Here is a 20,500-nt window from a genome sequence, read left to right as displayed (position 1 = left end):
GGCAATGGAAAGGAAGAAGCCGTTTAAGTAAGCAGGGGCCAGCCAAAATAAGAGCAAAGCTCTATATGGCAGCAGTCAGTTGTTTACAACATAACCCAGATATTCGACATCAATTTAAGCGTTTAGTAGAGAAGGGTAAAAGTAAAATGCAGGCCCTGTGCGCAGGTATGCGCAAGCTTGTTCAAATTTGTTTTGGTGTTGTAAAGCATCAAAGCGAATATCACCCTCAATCAGCCTAAAAGAGCTGTTGAAGGTGATTTGGAGAGATGGTATCTACAACAACTTATATTGTTTAGTATTACTTTACTCTTGAAGGCCCTTCGTACTTTTAAACGAAACCTTCCTGAACAGCCCCCACCAAAAACCTGAACGCAGATGATGGGCTTTATTCAGATAATGGCGGTAGTCGATTACACCGCTTTCATCGCGCAGGGCTTCTATCTGTTCTTTATGGAGAGCTTCAGTCTGTTCTTCACGGAAGGTCTCAATCTGATCTGCTTGCGATAACTGGTGATCAGTATAAGGATGGCGGTCTGCTGCGGGCTCGGTTTCGGCCTGCGGGTATGCTATCTGTGCCATGGTCGGGCCTCGCTGGAATAACAAATGGCGTGAGTGATTGAGTATTCTTGATGATTCGCACTCTACGCCTGCGCCCAAACGGCGACAAAGGATATAAACTCGCCCCTCAGGTGAGATAAGCTCACCTGCAAACTTTAAAAGCCAGGGTTACACTGTGTTCAATGATTGGCCCTGACAGGCCTTAAGCCGATGGAATAGGGCCTTGTGATGAAACCCAGACTGCCACTGAATAATCTGAATACTTTTACTACCGCTGCTGAGTTGAGCAGTTTTCAAGCAGCGGCTGAAGTTTTGCATGTAACCCCATCTGCGGTGAGTCATCAAATTCGTAATCTGGAAAGTCTGTTGGGTTATGAGTTATTTGAGCGCTTGGATAAGCGAGTAAAGCTCACCTCGCGGGGTGAACGGCTGTTTGCGGAGTTGCGTGAGCCCTTTCGGGATATTTATAAAGCCAGTGAGTCGGCGCTGCATATCTGTCAGAGCAATGAGTTAAGCCTGTCGGTGGCTCCGGCTTTTGCCACCCGTTGGTTACTGCCCCGTTTGGAAGGTTTTTATACCACTTATCCTGAGATCAAGCTGTCGCTGACGGCTACTTCGGATATGGTAAATTTTCAGCGGGATAATGTAGATGCGGCGATTCGTCTGGGTAATGGCGACTGGCCAGGGGCAGAGTCTATTAAACTGTTTGATATGGAGTTGGTGGCGGTGTGTTTGCCTTCGCTATTGGACTCTCACCAAGGTGCTCTAAGCCCTGAACAGGTGGCGCAGCAATCTCTGGTGATTAATAGCTCGATACCAGATACCTGGGGGGGCTTGGTTTGCCAGTGCGGGGGTTGAACTGTCGCAACCGCTGACCGGTATGCAGGTTCAAAGTGCCTCGCAATGCCTGGAAGCGATACAAACCGGGCAACAGATCTGTTTGATTGACCGGCCTTTTGTCGAGCGGGAGTTAGCTTCGGGGGAGCTGGTTCAGGTGTGCAATCACAGCCACCACGGTAACCGTAGTTACTATCTGGCGGTGAATCAGGAGGCGGTGGATAAAGTTTGCCTGCAACAGTTCAGGGATTGGCTGCTGGGTTTATGTCAATGATGATGGCAGCGCCCCATACTTCAAAAAAGCTCATATTTTCAGCAATAGCCGTTGAAATGATTATAAGATGGCGAAGAGGCAAAGAAATATCTCGTCTCTACCTCTTCTTATTCGCCAATTTATAAAGCCTTATCCTTCTGCAATCGGCGGTACAAAGGCTTTTACCTCTGGCAGTTCACCGTCAAAACGCTTCAGTTGCACCAGTGCGGATTGTGCCGCCGGTCCCTGAGACAAGGCAGATGTACGCAGATCATGGGTCAGTACATTCGGATTACCGTGACGGTCCTGATGGGCATCATGACTCAGATCCGGGTCGTACCAGGCACCGGTCCAGAGGAAGACCACGCCAGGGCGCACCTCTTCTGTCACCTTGGCACCGGCCAAACACTGACCCCGGTCGTTATGCAGCACAACGATATCACCGTCGTTAATACCACGGGCTTGAGCATCATTCGGGTGGATCAGTACCGGTTCACGGCCCTTAATCTTTTTGCTCTTGGAATACGCGCCTTCATCCAGCTGACTATGCAAACGGGTTTTCGGCTGACCGGAAATCAGGTGCAGCGGATGTTCTTCCGTGGCACTGCCCAACCATTCGCGCGGTGGTATCCAGGTCGGCTGACCGGGACAATCCGGGTAGTTAAAGCGGGCAATGGTTTCTGAGAACAGCTCAATTTTGCCGCTTGGAGTTTTCAGTGCATGAGCCTCTGGGTCTTTGCGGAAGTCCGCCAGATAAACACTGTTCGGTGCAGGGTCATCAAAATAAAGAATCTCCCCAGCCTGTAAAAATTGCTCCAGCTCCGGTAGTTCGCGCTCAATACGACGGGCTTTAGCGCGCAGATTGGACCACATTTTCTCCAGCTGCTGCATCTCTGTCAGGTTATTGCTAAAGTCGGTATTCAGGCCCAAACGCTTTTCCAGCTCACAATAGATCTCGTATTCGGTACGGGATTCAAACTGAGGCGGCAGCTGTTGCGGCATCGGAATCACCGCCCGGTCCTGCGTACCGGCACCGATATCGTTACGCTCCAGTGATGAGGCGACTGGCAATACGATATCCGCATGTTTCGCGGTCGCCGTCCAGTTGATATCGTTGACGATAATGGTTTCCGGCTGCTGGAAAGCCTGGCGCAGACGGTTCAGATCCTGATGGTGGTGGAAAGGATTACCACCGGCCCACCACACCAGCTTAATATCCGGGAAGGTCAGCTGCTGGCCGTTATAGTGATACTGAGTACCGGGGTTGAGCAGCATATCCGAGACCATCGCCACCGGAATAAAGCTGCTGACGGCGTTATGCCCCTGAGCCAATGACGGCCAGTGAATCGGACGATCCACCACACCGATACTGGCATCGGCAGCATAGCCCATACCAAAGCCACCACCGGGCAGGCCGATCTGGCCCAGCATGGCCGCCAGTACCACGGTCATCCACAGGGGTTGTTCGCCATAATCCGCACGCTGCAGACTCACAGCGGTACAGATCAGGGTGCGCTTGCTGGCCATCTGCTCGGCCAGTGCGACAATACGCTCGGCAGGAATCTCGGACTGCTCAGCGGCCCATTGGGCATCTTTCACCACACCATCGCTTTTGCCCAGCAGGTAATCTGCGACTCGATCAAAGCCGACACTGTAGCGCTCAACAAAATCTTTATCGTAGAGATTCTTGGTCAGCAGGGTATGGGCCAGACCCATCATAATGGCGTTATCAGAGCCAGGGCGGGGTGCCAGCCATTCGGCATTCAGCTCCGCCAGGGCATCCTGTTTTAATGGACTGAAGTTAATAAACTCCACTCCGGCTTCCGCACAGGCCAGTAGATCATCACGTAGTTTATGTTGTGCGATACCGCCGCCGGACACCTGAGCATTACGCAGCGGGATACCGCCAAACATCACCACCAGCTCGCCGGATTCCTTCACCGTTGTCCAGCGGGTCGCCTGTTTAATATGCTGGTTAAAATTACCCACGATATAGGGCAATAGCACTATCGCGGCATTGTAACTGTAGTTACCTTCAGAGCGGACAAAGCCACCAATACTGTTCAAAAAGCGTTTTAACTGCCCCTGAGCATGATGGAAACGCCCGGCACTGGACCAGCCATAGGAACCGCCAAATATCGCTTTATTACCGTATTCGTTTTTAACCCGCAACAGCTCAGCAGTGATCAGCTCAAAGGCTTTCTCCCAGCTGACCTCGATAAATTTTTCGTTACCGCGTTCGCCATTAGGGCTACCTGAACCTGTTTTGCCGGGACCGTGCTTTAAATAACTCTCACGCACGGCGGGGCGACGAATACGGGATTTGCCTAACAAGGCACCGGGAATATTGTCATTAATCATGGAGGGATCAGGATCATCCGGGTGCCCCTGCACCTTCAACTGATCATTCTCCTGTGTGACCACGCCAGGTCCCCAGTGGTTAGCAGTAATACCACTTTTAACTGTCGGTATAGCCATTGGCGGGCGAACTCCTTACAACATATATGGGGATATTGGTGGCTCATCCGGCTTTAATATAAGATGAGTAATCATGGCGATTAGGTTACACCAAAGTGCAATCACTGGGACAGATTACATAGCGTTTTTTATCGTCATAAACTGGAAAAAAAGAGAAAAAACCGGGTGGACTGATAACACCCAGTTTTTTCTTTAAATATCGCTGATAGCGCAGGCTTTAGCGATTCAGTGGAGAAAATGTAGAAAGCGGAGAAAGCATAAGAGGCGGCGCTTAGGCCAGCGCCGGGGCCAGTCTGTTTTCCAATTGCAGTAATAACAGCAGTAATAAACTACCGGCAAAGACCACGCCCGCCGCCAGATACAAACCTAAATAGTAATCTCCCAGCTGCTGCGCCAACATACCCGTCAGCATAGGTGCCAGAATCTGTGCCACACCGTAGGCCAGGGTCATCTTGCCCATCATTTTAGCCGGGTTACTGGGGTACATATGCCCGGCCATAGTCAGCACCAGACTGACACAGGCGATAAAGGTGCCGCCAAACAACAAGGCACTGAATACCGCTCCGGCCATGGAGTCGGTAAAGGCAGGCATAACAATACCCACAACCTGTAGCAGATAAGCCATCACGAGTGCTCGGATATACCCCACCCGACGCGCGACCCTATCCCAGATAATGACCGCCGGAATCGCTGCAATCCCGATCCACATAAAGATCATCTGTCCCTGTCCTGCCAGACCGTCCTGACGCTCAACAATATCAACAATAAAGGTCGCACTGACCACATAGCCATAACCGGCACAGAAGTAGGCTGCCAACATCAGCAGGAAGAAAGCACGGGCGGGGGCTTTATCCTGTGCCGCCGCTCCATTTTGCTGAGCGTGATCTTCACCGGGATGAGGCATCCACAACCAGGCTGGAATAGCAAAAATAGCCGCCATCACAGAAAAGCCAATCCATTGGGACTGCCAGCTCATCGACTGCCCGGCCATCCATTCGACCAGCAGGGCCGTACCGACAATACTGACCCCGGCACCGGCAAAGTGAACACCCAGCTCACCCCGGTGACCATTTTTGATCAGCCACTTCAAAATCAGGCCCGACGCCAGAATCAAGGCCCCGGAACCGCAAATACCGGCGACAAAACGCAGCATAGACCAGACGATAATATCGTCGCTCAGGGCCATTCCCCAGGAGGTCAGTACCGATAACACCAGATACAGGCGCAGAAAATAATATTTACGCGCCAGACTATTGGTGCTGGCGGCCAGCAAAACACCGCACATATAGCCGATATAGATCGACGCCGCCAACCAACCGGCGGAAGCCTCGGTCAGCCAGGTTTCAGCCTGCATCACCGGCAGCAACGACGTATAGGAAAAACGCGCCACCCCTACGGTGACAATAAAAGTACAGATACCAGCCAGTAATACCCGGATACGTGCCATCTGCACCGCTCCATCATCCAGTGGTTCTGTTACCTTGCTTGGGGTCATCTTATTATCCTTATTATTCACTCTCGATACCGGTCAGCACTGAGCCGATCACTTTTGCCCATTTGCGACTTATTGACAGGTTAATTCGGACAAAAAGACGCTACAATCGAATAATTAAGAACAAAAGATTCTCTTTTTGAGAACTATTGAATCAACCCAAAAACAAAAGCCAGGAAAAGGTCGGTGAAATCATGGAGTTAATCAGTCTTAAAACCTTTAAGGCCGTTGTGGATGAGGCCGGAATCAAGGGGGCTTCTGACAAGCTCAACACCGTGCAATCCAATATCTCCAGCCGTATTCAACGACTGGAACAGGAACTGGGTGTACGCCTGTTTCAACTGAAGGGGCGTAAGCTGGAGCTAACCGCTAATGGCAAACTCCTCTACCCCTACGCCTGTCAGATATTGCAGCTGGAGAAACAGGCGAAGGATGCTATCCGCATCCACGAAGGTCAGTATGAGTTGGTGATTGGCACACCGGAAACCTTTGCCGCCATACATCTGCCCCGGGCACTGAAAGGGCTACGCCGGGAACACAGCCATATTCAACCCAGAATCTATACCGCGACCAGCGGCCAGCTGATCAGTGCAGTCAAAAACAATACCGTGGACTGCGCCTTTGTTGGCGGCCATATTATCAATGATGATTTTGTTTCTATTCCCGCCGTTGTTGAGAAAATGGTAAAAATTACCGCCAGTGATGGTCATTATGATCCTGTGCTATTTGTTCGCGGTGAGGGCTGCGGCTATCGCCAGGCGGCTTTAGCCTGGCAGAGAGAGATGGGCAACACTGAGCAGCAGCTGATGGAGATGAGCAGTGTGGATGGGGTGCTTGGCTGTGTCGCGGCGGGTCTGGGTTATACCATTATGGGGTGGGATATGGTGCGCAATAATCGCTATGAGGACTCACTGGCGGTTGAAGCCTTAACCGATCATCACGCCAATCTGCAGATCTCCCTGATCTATAAGAATGACTGTCTGCTGGAAACAGGCATACAAGCTTTGGCCAGCTTTTTTGCCCCATAGCTTCTTGCACCATCGCTTCTTTACACAGTTACATAGTCGCTTCTTTGTGCAGCTGCGCCTTTCACACCGCAGCTTGTCACTCTGATAAGGTCATGCCGTATTTAGCCATTAATGCTTGATACTGACCACTGTGTTTGATCTTTTTCAGACCACGGTTAAAAGAGGTAATAATCCAAGAAGCTCTGGGATGCTGCTTGGACACAACCAGATGCAGAGCATTCCGGCCCAGGGTCTTACCAGAAAAATCAATACGACCGGCAAAACGTTCCGGCTGCTGCTGGATCAGGTATTCCACAATTCCCTGATCCCGGATGGTAAGATCTGCCCGCCCTTTCAGCACCAGATCTATAGCGGTTTCCTCGGTGGTGACATAGTTTTTCTTAAAGTCCGATGCCTGATCAATCGCTTCCAGACTGACAGCGCCTCTGACCAGCACAAAGCTGTACGGCTTGAGATCATCCAGAGTTTGCCAATAAACAGGATTATTATCCCGTTTCACCAGCACCATATTATTGAGCAGCAGACGATCACTGAAATGAAAGGTTTCACGCCGCTCTGAGCTATCCCAGGCTGCGACGGCATCCGCCTCCCGGGCCTCAACGGATGCAATCGCTCTGGCCCAGGGCATGATTTGATATTGAGTCCTAATGCCCTCCTCGGCAAAGGCAGCGGTAATGAGTTCAATCACCAAACCACCACCCTCAATATGGTCCGAGGTGTATGGTGGCCACTCATTGGCCGTTAAGGTAATGTTTTCAATCTCTGCCATCACCGGAGGGCTGACACAGAGCAGAGCACACAATAGAGCCATCACATATCGCATATCCCTGGCCTTAATCAGTAGAAACAGATGGAAACCACTTTAGTTTAGTACGCTCCTTTTATCATCCCTACCCAAAAGTGAGGGCTTCAGTGACTGGAGTGAAGCACCTCATACTATTTTTAGAGTTTTAAAACCAGCCATCAAGCCAGCTCTACACCCGTTCAACTGGGTCTGGCACAAATCAAGAAGAACCATACTCTATAGAGATATAGCAGATATCACCGATCACCCGCCAAAAACTAGAGTCTGAAGCTCGATACCAGTTTATCCAGCTCTTTCGATACAGCACCCATTGAGACTGAGCTGCTATCGGCCTGAGCGGCTTGCTCTGAGGCGGTTGCAGCCTGAGTGCTGATACTGAGAATATTCTGATTGATCTCTTCAGAAACCTGATGCTGCTGATCCGCAGCGGCTGCTATCTGTGCTGCCAGATCCTGGATACCCTCAATCGAACTCTGAATATTGATAAACACATCATGGATCTGATGGGTGGATTCAGATGTCTGTTGAGCATACCCCAGACTGCTGGAGAGCTTATCTGACACATCTTTCGTTTGATTCAGCAGGGTTGATAACAAGCCATCAACCTCTTCCGTGGATTGAGCCGTTTTGCCTGCCAGAGAACGCACCTCGTCGGCTACAACCGCAAAGCCCCGCCCCTGTTCACCGGCACGGGCCGCTTCAATGGCCGCATTTAATGCCAACAGGTTGGTTTGTTCAGCAATATTGCGAATCGTATCCAAAATCAGGGTGATATTGCTGGACTGCTCTTTTAGCAGCTCCATAGAGCTATTGGCCTCCCTAATGGATTGCTCCAGCGTTTCTACCGAACTGGAGGTCTGATCGATACATCGCTGCCCTTCGCTGACAAAGCGGTTACTGTCTTTGGCCGACTCAGCAGTAGCATGACAGTTACGGGAGACCTCATTAGCGGTCGAGACCATCTCGTTAAAGGCGGTAGAGATCTGTTCAATAGCACTGCGCTGCTCTTCCGCTCCGGTAGCGATCTGCCTCGACACCTGTTGAGTATTCTCCGCCTGCTCTTTTACCTGTTTCGCACTGACATTGATATCGGATACCAAGGTATGAATCCGTCCAATAAAGCGGTTAAAAGCATGAGCCATGAGCGCGGTTTCACCTTTTGCATCCGTGGCTAATCGCTTGGTCAGATCCCCTTCACCACTGGCCACATCTTCCAGACCTTTCGTGACATTTCGCACGGGGTTAGCAATCAGATTACTGGTCCAGTAAGCCACCGCAGAGAACACTAGAATCAGGATAATACTGAGTAGAATAATATCCTGCCCCAATTGATCGGCCAGAGCATACACTTCAGACTCCGGGATCAGACCAATAAACTTCCAGCCCAGTTCAGGTGAAGTATAAACACTCGCATACCAGGTCTGGTCGTGCATGGTCACGGGCAAAAAACCTTCGCTATCAAACAGCGTCTTATAAGGCCCTGCCAGCTCCTGTACCGGTTTAAAGTTATGCTCAGCATTGGCACCATCGGCCAACACCACGCCGGTATCCTCGACTAGCACCAGGTAGCCGCTTTGACCAAACTTGATTGAGTTAACGATTTCAGCCAGCTTTGTCAGACCCACATCAACGCCAACGACCCCTTTCAGACCGCTTTGGGTGGTAAAGGTGTGCAGATAGTCGATTACAGGTACCCCGGAGTTGATATCAGGGTAGGCCGGTGGCTGAGTTACCTGGCCTTCATTCTTAATCGCAGCCATATACCAGGGACGTTTTCTAGGGTCGTAATTACCCAGCTCGCCGCCGGGCCACTGAATATAACCGCCTGTTTCCAAACCCAAAAACACGTAAGACAGATCAGGATGAGATTCACCAAAGTCTTCCATCAGGGAATAAGCTTCGGCCTCTGGTGAACCTTGTCGCTCTGTGGCCAGCTTTCTTTTTTCACCCGTATAACGATGGGTATCGGCAGTCAGTTTCGCCAGCAGTTCGCTGCGGGCAAAAAAGCGGGCATCTTCAGCCAAGCCGTTCAGGTAGAGGGTAAAGGCAGTATCCACATGGCGGATTTCAGTATTGGCCTGATGCTTATATTGTTCCACAGCATTCTGTTTCACATTATTCAATACCAGTACGGTAATCACCACCAAGGGGGATATCACCGCAAGGAGCAGGGCCAGGATCAGTTGCTTTCTTATAGTCATGTCGTCAAACGCTCGGTTTCCACGGATAACCACCAACACTAAGACTAAAGACGAAGCAAAGCCTGCCTATAAACGACACCTTGATGCCGTATATGGAAATTTTTACTCCGATAACGTGTGCTAAATAACGTTAAAGGCAATAAACGAGTCAATTGCCACCATAACGCACCCTATCGGTGCAAAAAGAGCTGAAAAATAGATAGCGCAAAGTGCTACTATTGCCTCTAATCTATAAATTCTGCTCATATGATTGATTACTATGCTGGAACGTAGCCACCTGACCATTTTAAGAGCCATCGAACAACAGGGCTCGCTCACCGCTGCCGCCAATAGCCTCTATCTGACACAGCCTGCCCTGAGCCACAGTATAAAAAAGCTGGAGCAGCAGCTGGGCACACCGCTATGGCAGAAAGAGGGGCGACAGCTGCGCCTGACACAGGCGGGTAACTACCTGTTAAAACTGGCTGAGCGGATTCTGCCCCAACTGGAACAAGCCGAAGAGGTGGTACGCCAAATTGCCCGAGGACAGAAAGGCAATCTGCGGATCAGTATGGAGTGCCACCCCTGCTATCAATGGTTATTAAAGGTCGTGCATCCCTATTTAAAAGCCTGGCCTGAGGTGGATGTGGACGTTAAACAACGTTTTCAGTTTGGCGGCATCGGGGCGTTGTTTGCCTATGAGATCGATATCCTGGTTACCCCAGATCCATTACTAAGCCCCGAACTTAGATTTGATCCCGTATTTGATTACGAGCAGGTACTGGTCGTCGCTAATGACCACCCTCTGGCTCAGCAATCTCAGGTAGAGCCCGAGCAGTTATTACAAGAGGTTGTAATTACCTACCCGGTTGAGCCGGAACGACTGGATATCTTTAGTCACTTTCTCCATCCCGCGAACTGCAGCCCACGCAAACATAAAACGATCGAAACCACGGATATTATGCTGCAGATGGTAGCCGCAGGACGAGGCGTTGCTGCATTGCCGGGTTGGCTGGTCGAGGAGTATCAAAGCCGTATGCCGATTACTGCGGTTCGTTTAGGCGATAAAGGCATTCAAAAACAGATTTTTCTGGGACAAAGAGCTTCTGATTTAGAGACGGATTATGTCAGCGGTTTTATTGAGCTGGCTCGCAGTCATGTACTGTAATCACACATCGACCTGACAGACGCACTCTCTTGTAGATAGAAAGTAGCCTTATAAGCTTTATCACGCTCCACCATGCTCTATTCCGGGAGCACTATTTCTTAAATGCTGTTTCTGGAACATCACTCTTTTCTTGATCTTGGTTTGAGCAATGAACAGGTCGAACAATATTCCTTGGGTAGCGTTGTCTTGTAATACAGACAGCAGGTACGACGGAAACGCACCAATCCATTATCAGTCTGACAAATAGGCTGACGGAAACGTTGCAACGGGTTATCACTGCAGGCAAACAACTCAGGGGGGGCTTGGTTTAATAACCAGTCAAAGTCGGTCTGTGCTTGTTGGCGTGTAGCTTCAGAGTCAATGTTATCCATCTTGCGTTCGTACAGGGAATACACCCGTACCGCTGTGTTTTCCCATAAAACCCTTAGTGAGATACCACCGACTTTATGTAGAACCTGCCATAAAGGAGCCAGCAAATCGGCGAATAGGGTACGTACCAACACCTCTCGCCAAACTTCTCTTTGTCCTTGTGTATACATTAATGGTTTTGTGAAGTTCAACGGCATACAAGAGGTCCAAAGCGCACCATCATGCCCGTATTCAATCCAACTATTCTCTGATGACATCACCAAACATTTGTCATAAATGGACACGGCATACAGGCTGGCTCCAGTGGTGAGAAAGGCGATCCTTTTGGCTAGCAGGGATGCCGTCACTGCCCGATTAGGAGAATTAATCACAGGTGTTAGCCGATTCAGCAAATCAAGACATTGGTCTTCTTCCAGCAGATCAACTGCACGAATGCTCCTATGATCACGCTCTTCAAAGGCTCTCAGACGAAAGTTTCCACTCAGCACAGCCCATTCCTGTCGGCTGAAAGCTGACTCCCTAAAATGTGTTTCCCGAAAAGCAGGCATCCTGAAGGGTGAGAAGTGAGACATTATTCTGTTCTCTCCCTGCCAAAAGGAATACACAGAGGTGTATCAAAGAAGGGATCAGGAATAATTCGGCAGTTCAGATCAAACACTGTCTTAACCAAGTCTTCGGTCAGAATATCTTTTGGTACACCCTGGGCGTAGACCGTCTGCTCATGCACCACCAGAATCTGATCGGCGTAACGGCAGGCCAGATTCAGATCGTGCAATACCATAATGATGGTTTTCTGCTCCTTCTGGTTCAGCTCCCGCAGTAGCTCCAACACCTCCATCTGATGGGCCAGATCCAAGAAGGTGGTAGGTTCATCCAACACCACCGTTTCTGTGCCCTGAGCCAGGGTCATGGCGATCCAGGCGCGCTGGCGCTGACCACCAGACAATGCATCCACAGGGCGGTCTGCCAGCTCCAGCGTCCCCGTGCATGCCAGCGCCCGATTGACCATGGCTTCATCCTCATCGGACCACTGCTGCAGCCAGCTCTGATAGGGGTATCGGCCCAGTGCCACCAGTTGACGCACACTGATCCCTTCCGGAGCTACCGGAGTTTGCGGCAGTATCGCCAGCTCACGGGCCACCGTTGCCGTGGCTTTGCGCTGAATATCTGCACCATTTAACAAGACAATGCCCTGTTGCGGTTTCAGCAAGCGGGCAAAAGATTTCAGCAGAGTGCTCTTGCCACTGCCGTTGCCTCCGATCAGTACGGTCACCTTCCCCTTAGGCACGGACACATCCAGTTGATCGATGATCACGCTGTCCTGGTAGCTCAGGGTCAGATCCTGACTGGTGATTGCGTTCATATTCGATATCCTTAATGACGCTGTTTAATTAACAGATAGAGGAAAAAAGGCGTACCTAGCGCGGCAACAAAAATACCGGCAGGCAGATCAGCCGGTAAAAACAGGGTGCGGCCGATCAAGTCAGCAATCAGTACCAGTAAGCCACCCACCAGAGCACTCATCATTGCCTGTCCGGCAAAGCCTGGAAGCACCAGCTTTTTCGCAATATGGGGCGCGATCAAACCGACAAAAGCGATCCCTCCCGCCCAGGCCACCGCAGTGCCTGCCAGGGCAACACTGGCAAATAACAAACCGGCTCTTAGCCACTGCACTCTGACACCTATCCCCTGGGCCGGGCTATCGTCCAACTGCTGAACCACTACCTGACGGGCGAGAAAAACCAATAGTGGGATTTGCACCAGCAACCAGAGGCTCAGAGTCTGTGTTTCCTGCCAGGTGGCGCCATAGACACTGCCCGCAAGCCAGACATAGGCGGACAAGGTGGTGGATAACGGGCTAAACACCAGTAAAAACGTGGTGACTGCGGCCAAGAGCGCTGAAATACCGACTCCTACCAGAACCAGGCGTAACGGTGATGCACCCTCCTGCCAGGCTAGCAGATAGATGGCAGCGGCAGCCAATCCCGCGCCAGCCATCGCGGCCAACGGCAACCAAGTGTGTCCTAACGTCATACTAAAAAATGCCAGATAGAACACCGCAGCAGCACTGGCACCACTGGTTACTCCCAACAAATCCGGGGAGGCCAGAGGATTGCGCACGATGCTTTGCAGAATCAGCCCCGAGATCGCCAGTGCTGCCCCCACCAACCAGGCCATCAAGGTACGAGGTAAGCGCAGTTGCTCAACAATAAAATGTACGCCGCCAGTTTCAGCTGAGGCCAGAATATCCAGCACCTGCCAGGGGGTTAATATCACCTTGCCCAGCGACAGGGAGGTCATAACGACACACAGCGTCAGCACTGTGGCCCAGGCCAGTCGATAGCCTGTAACCGGGTTGATGCGGCGGGATAGCGGCCCCCAGCGCCAGATGATCTCTTCAGGCATAGCGTACTCCCCGGCGACGGGCTAATAGGATAAAGAAAGGTGCACCCAGTAATGCCGTCATCACACCCACAGGCACCTCTTGCGGCAAGATCACAACGCGGGATACCAGATCAGCCAGCAGCAGCAAGGTCGCCCCCGCCAGTGCTACACCGGGCAATAACCAGCGATGGTCGATGGCCAGCCCCTTACGCACCATATGGGGCACAATTAAACCGATAAAGCCGATGCTACCGGCCAGGGCTACGGCACTCCCGGCCAGTACGATAATCAGTATGCCAAGCAGCAGGCGTATCAGCCCAAGACGTTGCCCCAAGCCGATAGCGATCTCTTCTCCGGCGTTGAGTACATTAACCTGGCGGGCACAGAGCAGCGCCAGAGCCAATGCCAGTACGCTTAACAGCATTAATGGCCAAACCAGTGCCAGACTGCGTTCGGTCAGTGAGCCGGCTAACCAGAACAACACCGTATCCAACCCCTCCTGGCTGACCACCAGCAATGCCTGACTGAAGGCTGAAAACAGCGCCGTCATCGCCGCTCCGGCCAGCACAATACGCAGAGGGTTCATCCGCCCCTGACCCATATTGCCAATCAGCCAGACCAGAGATCCGGCCAGAGCCGCTCCCAAAAAGGCGCATCCCAGCCAGGCCTGCAGGGAGGTCAGGGTAAACAGGGTGCTGAAGAGAATAATAAAAAAAGCGGCACCGGCATTGATGCCAAATAATCCCGGTGAGGCCAGAGGATTACGGGTCAGCGCCTGCATCAACACCCCGGCTACCGCCAGACTGGCACCGACCACAACCGCCATCAGGGTGCGGGACAAACGGGTGCTGGAGACCAGAATATGGTTGATATTCATGGTGTCAGGCTGGATAAAGGCTGTGATAACGTCGCTTAGAGGAATCCAGCGAGCCCCTGTCATCAGGCTTAACAGCATGGCAAACACTAACAGCCCTGTCAGCTATCAACTGAGCATACTGTCAACAGAACAGAATAGATCTGGTTAGATTTTAGGAATTGATATTAATTGCTAATAATTCTTATTTCAATAAATAAGTCAGTCGCTGTCTCTTATCTGAAAAAAAGCGCCTTACCGGACCTACCTGCAAGACGCTTATTGAACCGAGTAGAGATGACGACTTAGCGCCAAAAAATATCTAAAGATCTATTTTATAATTGATTCACTCCTTCAATGACTGACTTCTTAAAGATACCTGCAACCAAGTTGACCTCATCTTCTTTGATAATAAGAGGTGGAAGGAAACGTAATGTGCTGTCGTTACGACCTCCACTTTCAAGAATAAGGCCATTTTGCAGACATTGCCTTTGAATGATGCTGGCAAGTTCTTTAAAGGTAGGCGCTGGACTAGTATTTTCTCTTGGATCTACAATCTCAACACCCAGCATGAGGCCCTGCCCTCGAACATCACCAATGTAGGAACACTCAGCCTGCAGCTCTAGCAGATGAGCCTTAAGTAACTCTCCCATTTTTTCAGCATTTTTACATAAATTCTGCTCAGCAATCGTTTCCAAGACGACTTTACCCGCAACCATGGCCAATTGATTACCTCGAAACGTGCCTGTATGAGCACCAGGCCCCCAAGTATCTAATTCTTGGTTATAGACAATAACTGATAATGGCAAGCCACCACCTATTGCCTTAGAAATCACAATAATATCTGGCTCGATATCCGCATGTTCAAAGGCAAACATTTTACCACTACGCCCCATACCACATTGAACTTCATCAAGAATTAAAGGGATATTATGCTCTTTCGTGATACGTCTTAACTCTTTTAACCAACGGGTGGGAGCAGGAATTGCGCCACCTTCACCTTGGATGGCCTCAACAATTAAAGCAGCAGGTGGTAATACACCTGAATGTGAGTCGTTCAACATGTTTTCGATATAATGCAGATTACTATCGATACTTTGCTCGGCTTCCAGCCCCATAGGACAGCGATACAAATATGGAAAGGGTAAGAACTGCACTTCTGCCATTAGGTTATGCACCGGCTCTTTGACCGACACATCGCCCATAATGCCCAATGTAGCGTGAGTCATGCCATGATAGGCACCGCTAAAGGCCAGAACTGATCGACGCCCTGTTGCCGTTTTAGCTAATTTAAGTGCTGCCTCTACGGCATCGGCCCCAGTTGGCCCACAAAACTGGACTTTTGCCTGTTGGGCAAAATTATCCGGTAATGCTTCAAAAAGTTTATTAACAAATGCGTCTTTCACTGGCGTTGTAATATCAAGAGTATGCAACGGCGCCATACTATCTAGATGAGTTTTTAGCGCCTGATGAATATCTGGATGGTTATGCCCCAAAGCCAAAGTGCCTGCTCCGGCAAGGCAATCAATAAAAAGCTGCCCTTTCGTATCTTCGATAAAAATACCCTCTGCCCGACTAATCGCAATGGGAAAGCGGCGTGGATAACTGCGAGCATTAGACTCCTGGGCAGCTTGTCTATCTAAATATTCATTGGATGACAATGTAATAGGTGCTTGATGATAGAAGCGATCAAGATTCAGCGGTAATGAATCTGTCACTGCTTTGTTTACGATAACGTTCATGCGGCTCTCCCTAACGAACTAACAATAACAAAACAGCGATATTAACGATAATATATCTCATTTACAAACAAAAAACACTTACAATAACAGTTTTTTGTATCTTTATGTATAACAAAAGAAATATAACAGATAAACAATAGATCAATACAAAAATCTACGTGACAAAAAACACCTTATGCTACTTTAAAGACAATAAAAAAACCGCAACAGATTAACTGTTACGGTTCTTTTCAATAAGCTTATATTAGCTTGTCGCACTACTAGAAATTATACTTAACTCTTGCCTTAAATGTACGACCTGGTTCGCGAACAACACCATCAAATGAGCCTGGAGAATAAATTCCCTCATCAAAGACGTTACTTACTAATACTTCTGCTTGTAGTGAATCATTAACCTCATAAGCAGCGGTTAAATCAGTACGAGTATGACTAGGTAGTTCAAAACTATTGTCATCATCACCATAACGGCCCCCTAGATAGGCCAGGGTACCGCCTACGCTTAGTCCAGGTAGGCTGCCAATATAATAACGGCTCTGTAGAGATGCAGTGTGTAGTGGTACATTAGCAAAACTATTACCGACTAACTCATCATCATCACTACGTAGAATCTCTGTATCGGTATAACCATAAGCAGCCATCATATAGAGATTAGGGCTGACATAACCGGAAAGCGTCAATTCAACACCCTTCGAACGCGCTTTACCTTCAGCCACCTCAAAATCATCATCTAATGGGTCTTCAATTGCGATATTATCTTTAGTAATTACAAAACCTGCGATATTAGCCTGTAACTTACCTACGTTAAAACGCATACCCATTTCATATTGAACCCCTTCCTCTGCGTCAAGAGGCACAGAACCTGATGTAGTACCCTGCTGAGGTACAAAAGATTCACTACGGTTAGCAAAAATAGACATATCTTTGTTCAAATCATAAACAACGCCCAATTGGCTTGTCCAATCTGTTTGACTGATACTATCCGTTGAGGAACTACCACTAGCATTGTTCACGGTTGTTTGCGTTTGCTTAGAATCGATATAACGCAGGCCTGCCATTAAATGCAAGCTATCCATTAAAGTAACACGATCCTGAACAAAGAATGCAGAAACATCGCCATCTTGTAGTGTGGTTCTATCACGAGCTAGATCAGCACTTGCCAGATCCAGAGCTGTGTATTGTGGATTATACAGATCGATGGAGTCGATAAAATAGATCTGAGTCGGACGAGACATCTCACTTTTACGATGATCCAAACCGACAATAAATTTATGGGTTAGAGAACCCGTATCAACTTCACCATTGATATCCAGGATAAGGTTTTTATCCTTTTTATAGGTATCCTGACCAGCAAAGATAATACGATCTACTGTGCGGTTATCATCGTTTAGCTCCCAATACGCGTATTCCTGCCAATCTGCTTCATTTTTTAGGTACGTGTAGCTGGCTCTGGCATTGATCTTATCCGTTAACGCATGGGTCAAACGTATATTGGTATTCTGAGAATCACGTTCTGTAAAACTATCATCTGCTGAAACATTAAACGACTTAGAATAATCACCATTTGGGTTCGGTAGAATCGAACCCTCAAGAGGGGCACCACCCTGCATGGCAGTCCAATCGTTATTTGAATAACTACCTTCAATCGTCAGGTTAGTTTTCTCAGAGAGATCAACTGTAACGTTAGGCGCAATAAAAACCCTTTCGTTGTCCCAGTTATCCGTTGAATCTTCACTCTCTTGATAAGCCAGGTTCAAACGAGCACGCACACTGTCATTGATAGGACCGGTAACATCCAGAGTAGTACGGGCGCGACTATCACTGCCTAGCTCCAAACCTGCTTCGGCAAAGAAATAAGGCAGAGGCTGCTTGGTCACAGTATTAACCGTACCACCTGGCTCCATCTGACCGTAAAGCACAGAAGCAGGGCCTTTTAGAACCTCAATACGCTCAACGTTAGCAGTATCAGTAGGATGGTCAGTACGGGTAAATCCTAAACCATTGGTTGATTGCTCTGCATCAAAGCCCCGGATCAAAACATTATCAGCAAACATATCCAAAGATGAGCCTGCTGGCGCTATGTTTGGCAATAAACGTAAAACGTCACCAACTCTGTCAGCAAAAACCAGGTTAAAAGATTCATCTGAAAAAACAGAAACACTCTGTGGAATCTTTTTAACAGAGTCCTCTGTCTGGCGACCATAAACAGTAATGGACTCTGCTGCCTGTTCTTGAGCATCAGCATTATTGCTTGCATCTTGTGCACTAACCGCAGCGGATAGACCACCGGTTAATAGGGTGACGAGTAAAGCACGGTTGTAAGGGGTCATAAGATCGGTTTCCTACCTCCATCTATTTGGATAATATTTAATTATAACGCAAAAAAAATTGCAAACAATAATGAGTCGCATTTGAAAAAATATGCAATACCATCTTGAAACAAGGTTACGAGTGCAATCAGTCCTCTCCGCAGCCCATAAAATCACCACATCACACAATAGCGACAAACAGACTCGCAACAGCAATCAAAACCACTGAAAATACTGATGAGCTTAGAATATACTCCAGCCATACATATAACTGGAGTATATCAATCACTTGTAGTGTTTAAAGCTCAGACATAAACTGAATTATTGCCACTATCAGCTTGTTAACGTGGCTAATGGTTCATCCTTAACGACATACTGCAACTCTTGTACTTGCCCTTGATCAACCCTTAACACCTTGTCGGCCAAATGAAAATAGGCATCATCATGAGTGATTGCAATAACCATTTTTTGTCGCACTTTTAGATCAGGTAGTATTTGCATATAGAAAAAGCGTTTAAATAATGGATCCTGATCTGCAGCCCATTCATCGAATAGATAACAGGGACGGTCTTCTAAATAAGAAGCTAATAAAGCAAGCCTTTTTCTTTGTCCTGTAGATAATTCTAATGTAGAAAGTTTGCCATCTTTAATAGCTACTTTATGATCCAATTGTAAATGGATTAGGTACTCCTGTGCTTTATCTGCTAATGCTTGTTCACTATCATCCTGCAACAAATGTTCAAATAAACAAAAATCAGTAAATACTGCAGAGAAATGTTGCCGGAAGCGGAAGTTTTCCTCTCCAGAAGAGAGCACCTTATTTAAACAGACCTTACCGCCTTCAGGTTGATATAAACCGGTTAATAACATCGCGAGGGATGTTTTTCCGCCACCATTCCCCCCCGTGATAAAGATAATTTCACCACTATTTAGTGTTAAATCGACCGGACCTAAGGTGAAGTGACCATCTTCTCGTTCCCGGTAATAGGTATGTGTCACCCCTTGCAATTGCAAAGTATCCACAGAGCTAGGTTCTTCCTCCAGTTTCCCTCTATCCGCTGATGCCTGAGTACTAATCTGAGTTAATACAGAAGTATCAGCAGCCCCCTGTTGCGACGGCACTGTATTTAACTCACCCTCCAACGCTTTAATTTTATTCAGGGAAATGGAAGCCCGTCCCAGAATAGGTAAGGCGTTAATCAATTCTGACAGAGGGGTGATCATATAGAGAATCGTCAATACATAACCCGTGACTAGCACCATATCCAGCTGAAATAGCTGGGGCCCAGCATAAAGTACGGCCCCAATCAGTAGATAAAACAGGCCATTACCCCAATTAAGTGCAACAGCATAGATGCTCATCCCACGAACAAAATCTTTTTTGTATTCCAAACTGGTAGGCTCTAACTGGTGGCGGAAAAACTGCCGACGTCTATGTTCATTCAGCTGTAACTCTTTAGTGCCATCGGTCAACAATCGATATTGATCAAACAGTTTGTCCTTACCATCACGAGCTTTGCTAATAGCAGCTAATGCTCGACTTTCAGGCAGTTTAAATACCGCTAACCCCACTACCAGTAATACTAGAGTTAACCCTAACATAGGCATACTTAACCAACCGAGGTACCCCAAACAAGCAAATAAAATCCCTGCATTGACCAAAAGGATAGGCACCTGCTCGACAGCTTGACTGATTACCTGGCTATCATCCGTTAACATCGCTAACAGTCGATGTTTTCCCAACATCTGTAACTTACGATAGGAAGTATCCACGAGCTGATTACTCAGATGCAGGCGCATATCATTGACTGCTGATTGACCCAGTTCAAGTAAGCTAATATCGGCCACAGTACGGGTCACAACAACTAACAGTGTCAAGCCTAGAAACTGCCAGATATGGCTGGACTCTAAACCTTCAAAACCGGCCAGATCCTCATTGATCACAGCAATTAACGCCGCAGCAGTTAAACCACAGGCTAAACCTGTGACGACCGCTAACAAAAGGGCGCGCCAGGAACGGCGCGCAATAAGTGTAAGCAATTGCAT

The 20,500-nt window shown here is 48.6% G+C and carries 17 protein-coding genes; 5 read left to right on the top strand and 12 right to left on the bottom strand.

Annotated elements, in window-relative coordinates; genetic code table 11:
* Nucleotides 1–239: transposase (locus H579_RS28610; protein WP_028301018.1), on the top strand; the 239-nt coding region annotated here is incomplete at its 5' end.
* Nucleotides 240–303: 64 nt separating this feature from the next.
* Here H579_RS28610 and H579_RS0112805 read toward each other — a convergent pair.
* Nucleotides 304–579, bottom strand: coding sequence for a hypothetical protein (locus H579_RS0112805; protein WP_028301017.1), 276 nt, complete (start codon nt 577–579; stop codon nt 304–306).
* A 207-nt stretch (nt 580–786) separates the two neighbouring features.
* Between H579_RS0112805 and H579_RS25520 the strand changes: the two genes are divergently transcribed.
* A complete protein-coding gene (locus tag H579_RS25520; protein WP_051227594.1) occupies nt 787–1,416 on the top strand; it encodes a LysR family transcriptional regulator in 630 nt (209 codons plus the stop codon).
* A gap of 22 nt (nt 1,417–1,438) precedes the next feature.
* Nucleotides 1,439–1,669, top strand: a complete 231-nt coding sequence (locus tag H579_RS29885) for a LysR substrate-binding domain-containing protein (RefSeq protein WP_028301016.1) — start codon at nt 1,439–1,441, stop codon at nt 1,667–1,669.
* A gap of 129 nt (nt 1,670–1,798) precedes the next feature.
* Here the strand turns inward: H579_RS29885 and H579_RS0112790 are convergent, their stop codons facing one another.
* Together H579_RS0112790 and H579_RS0112780 are read right to left on the bottom strand one after the other, a co-directional pair.
* A complete protein-coding gene (locus H579_RS0112790; protein ID WP_036566256.1) occupies nt 1,799–4,126 on the bottom strand; it encodes a molybdopterin-dependent oxidoreductase in 2,328 nt (775 codons plus the stop codon).
* A gap of 271 nt (nt 4,127–4,397) precedes the next feature.
* Complete coding sequence (locus tag H579_RS0112780) at nt 4,398–5,621, bottom strand: YbfB/YjiJ family MFS transporter (RefSeq protein WP_051227593.1); 1,224 nt, start codon at nt 5,619–5,621, stop codon at nt 4,398–4,400.
* 191 nt (nt 5,622–5,812) lie between these two features.
* Between H579_RS0112780 and H579_RS0112775 the strand changes: the two genes are divergently transcribed.
* Complete coding sequence (locus H579_RS0112775; protein ID WP_028301013.1) at nt 5,813–6,646, top strand: LysR family transcriptional regulator; 834 nt, start codon at nt 5,813–5,815, stop codon at nt 6,644–6,646.
* A 76-nt stretch (nt 6,647–6,722) separates the two neighbouring features.
* On the opposite strand, the gene H579_RS0112770 is transcribed toward H579_RS0112775, so the two are convergent.
* Nucleotides 6,723–7,469 (bottom strand): substrate-binding periplasmic protein, encoded by a 747-nt coding sequence (locus H579_RS0112770; RefSeq protein ID WP_028301012.1) that lies wholly within the window; start codon nt 7,467–7,469, stop codon nt 6,723–6,725.
* Nucleotides 7,470–7,708: 239 nt separating this feature from the next.
* Nucleotides 7,709–9,652 carry a methyl-accepting chemotaxis protein gene (locus H579_RS0112765; RefSeq protein ID WP_028301011.1) on the bottom strand — a complete coding sequence of 648 codons (1,944 nt, stop codon included), beginning with the start codon at nt 9,650–9,652 and terminating at the stop codon, nt 7,709–7,711.
* A gap of 259 nt (nt 9,653–9,911) precedes the next feature.
* Between H579_RS0112765 and H579_RS0112760 the strand changes: the two genes are divergently transcribed.
* Nucleotides 9,912–10,799, top strand: a complete 888-nt coding sequence (locus H579_RS0112760) for a LysR family transcriptional regulator (protein ID WP_028301010.1) — start codon at nt 9,912–9,914, stop codon at nt 10,797–10,799.
* Nucleotides 10,800–10,918: 119 nt separating this feature from the next.
* Here the strand turns inward: H579_RS0112760 and H579_RS0112755 are convergent, their stop codons facing one another.
* The 7 genes from H579_RS0112755 to H579_RS0112725 form a co-directional block, all read right to left on the bottom strand.
* On the bottom strand, nt 10,919–11,656 hold the full coding sequence (locus H579_RS0112755; protein WP_245583264.1) for an IucA/IucC family C-terminal-domain containing protein: 738 nt from the start codon (nt 11,654–11,656) through the stop codon (nt 10,919–10,921).
* 83 nt (nt 11,657–11,739) lie between these two features.
* Nucleotides 11,740–12,531: an ABC transporter ATP-binding protein gene (locus H579_RS0112750; RefSeq protein ID WP_028301008.1), complete on the bottom strand. Its 792-nt coding sequence runs from the start codon at nt 12,529–12,531 to the stop codon at nt 11,740–11,742.
* 11 nt (nt 12,532–12,542) lie between these two features.
* A complete protein-coding gene (locus H579_RS0112745; RefSeq protein WP_028301007.1) occupies nt 12,543–13,574 on the bottom strand; it encodes a FecCD family ABC transporter permease in 1,032 nt (343 codons plus the stop codon).
* Entirely contained in the window at nt 13,567–14,517 is a 951-nt protein-coding gene (locus tag H579_RS0112740; protein WP_281167052.1) for a FecCD family ABC transporter permease, read from the bottom strand. The genes H579_RS0112745 and H579_RS0112740 overlap by 8 nt, the downstream gene beginning before the upstream one ends.
* A 224-nt stretch (nt 14,518–14,741) precedes the next feature.
* The gene (locus H579_RS0112735; RefSeq protein WP_028301005.1) at nt 14,742–16,148 is read right to left on the bottom strand and encodes a diaminobutyrate--2-oxoglutarate transaminase; all 1,407 of its coding nucleotides are present in this window, start codon (nt 16,146–16,148) and stop codon (nt 14,742–14,744) included.
* Nucleotides 16,149–16,408: 260 nt separating this feature from the next.
* Complete coding sequence (locus tag H579_RS25515) at nt 16,409–18,475, bottom strand: TonB-dependent siderophore receptor (protein ID WP_051227592.1); 2,067 nt, start codon at nt 18,473–18,475, stop codon at nt 16,409–16,411.
* 312 nt (nt 18,476–18,787) lie between these two features.
* Entirely contained in the window at nt 18,788–20,500 is a 1,713-nt protein-coding gene (locus H579_RS0112725; RefSeq protein WP_028301004.1) for a cyclic peptide export ABC transporter, read from the bottom strand.

The organism is Oceanospirillum beijerinckii DSM 7166, from assembly GCF_000422425.1.
Classification (GTDB): Bacteria; Pseudomonadota; Gammaproteobacteria; order Pseudomonadales; family Halomonadaceae; genus Oceanospirillum; species Oceanospirillum beijerinckii.
Note: the sequence above shows the minus strand (reverse complement) of the source record. Positions and strands in the feature narration are given on the sequence as shown.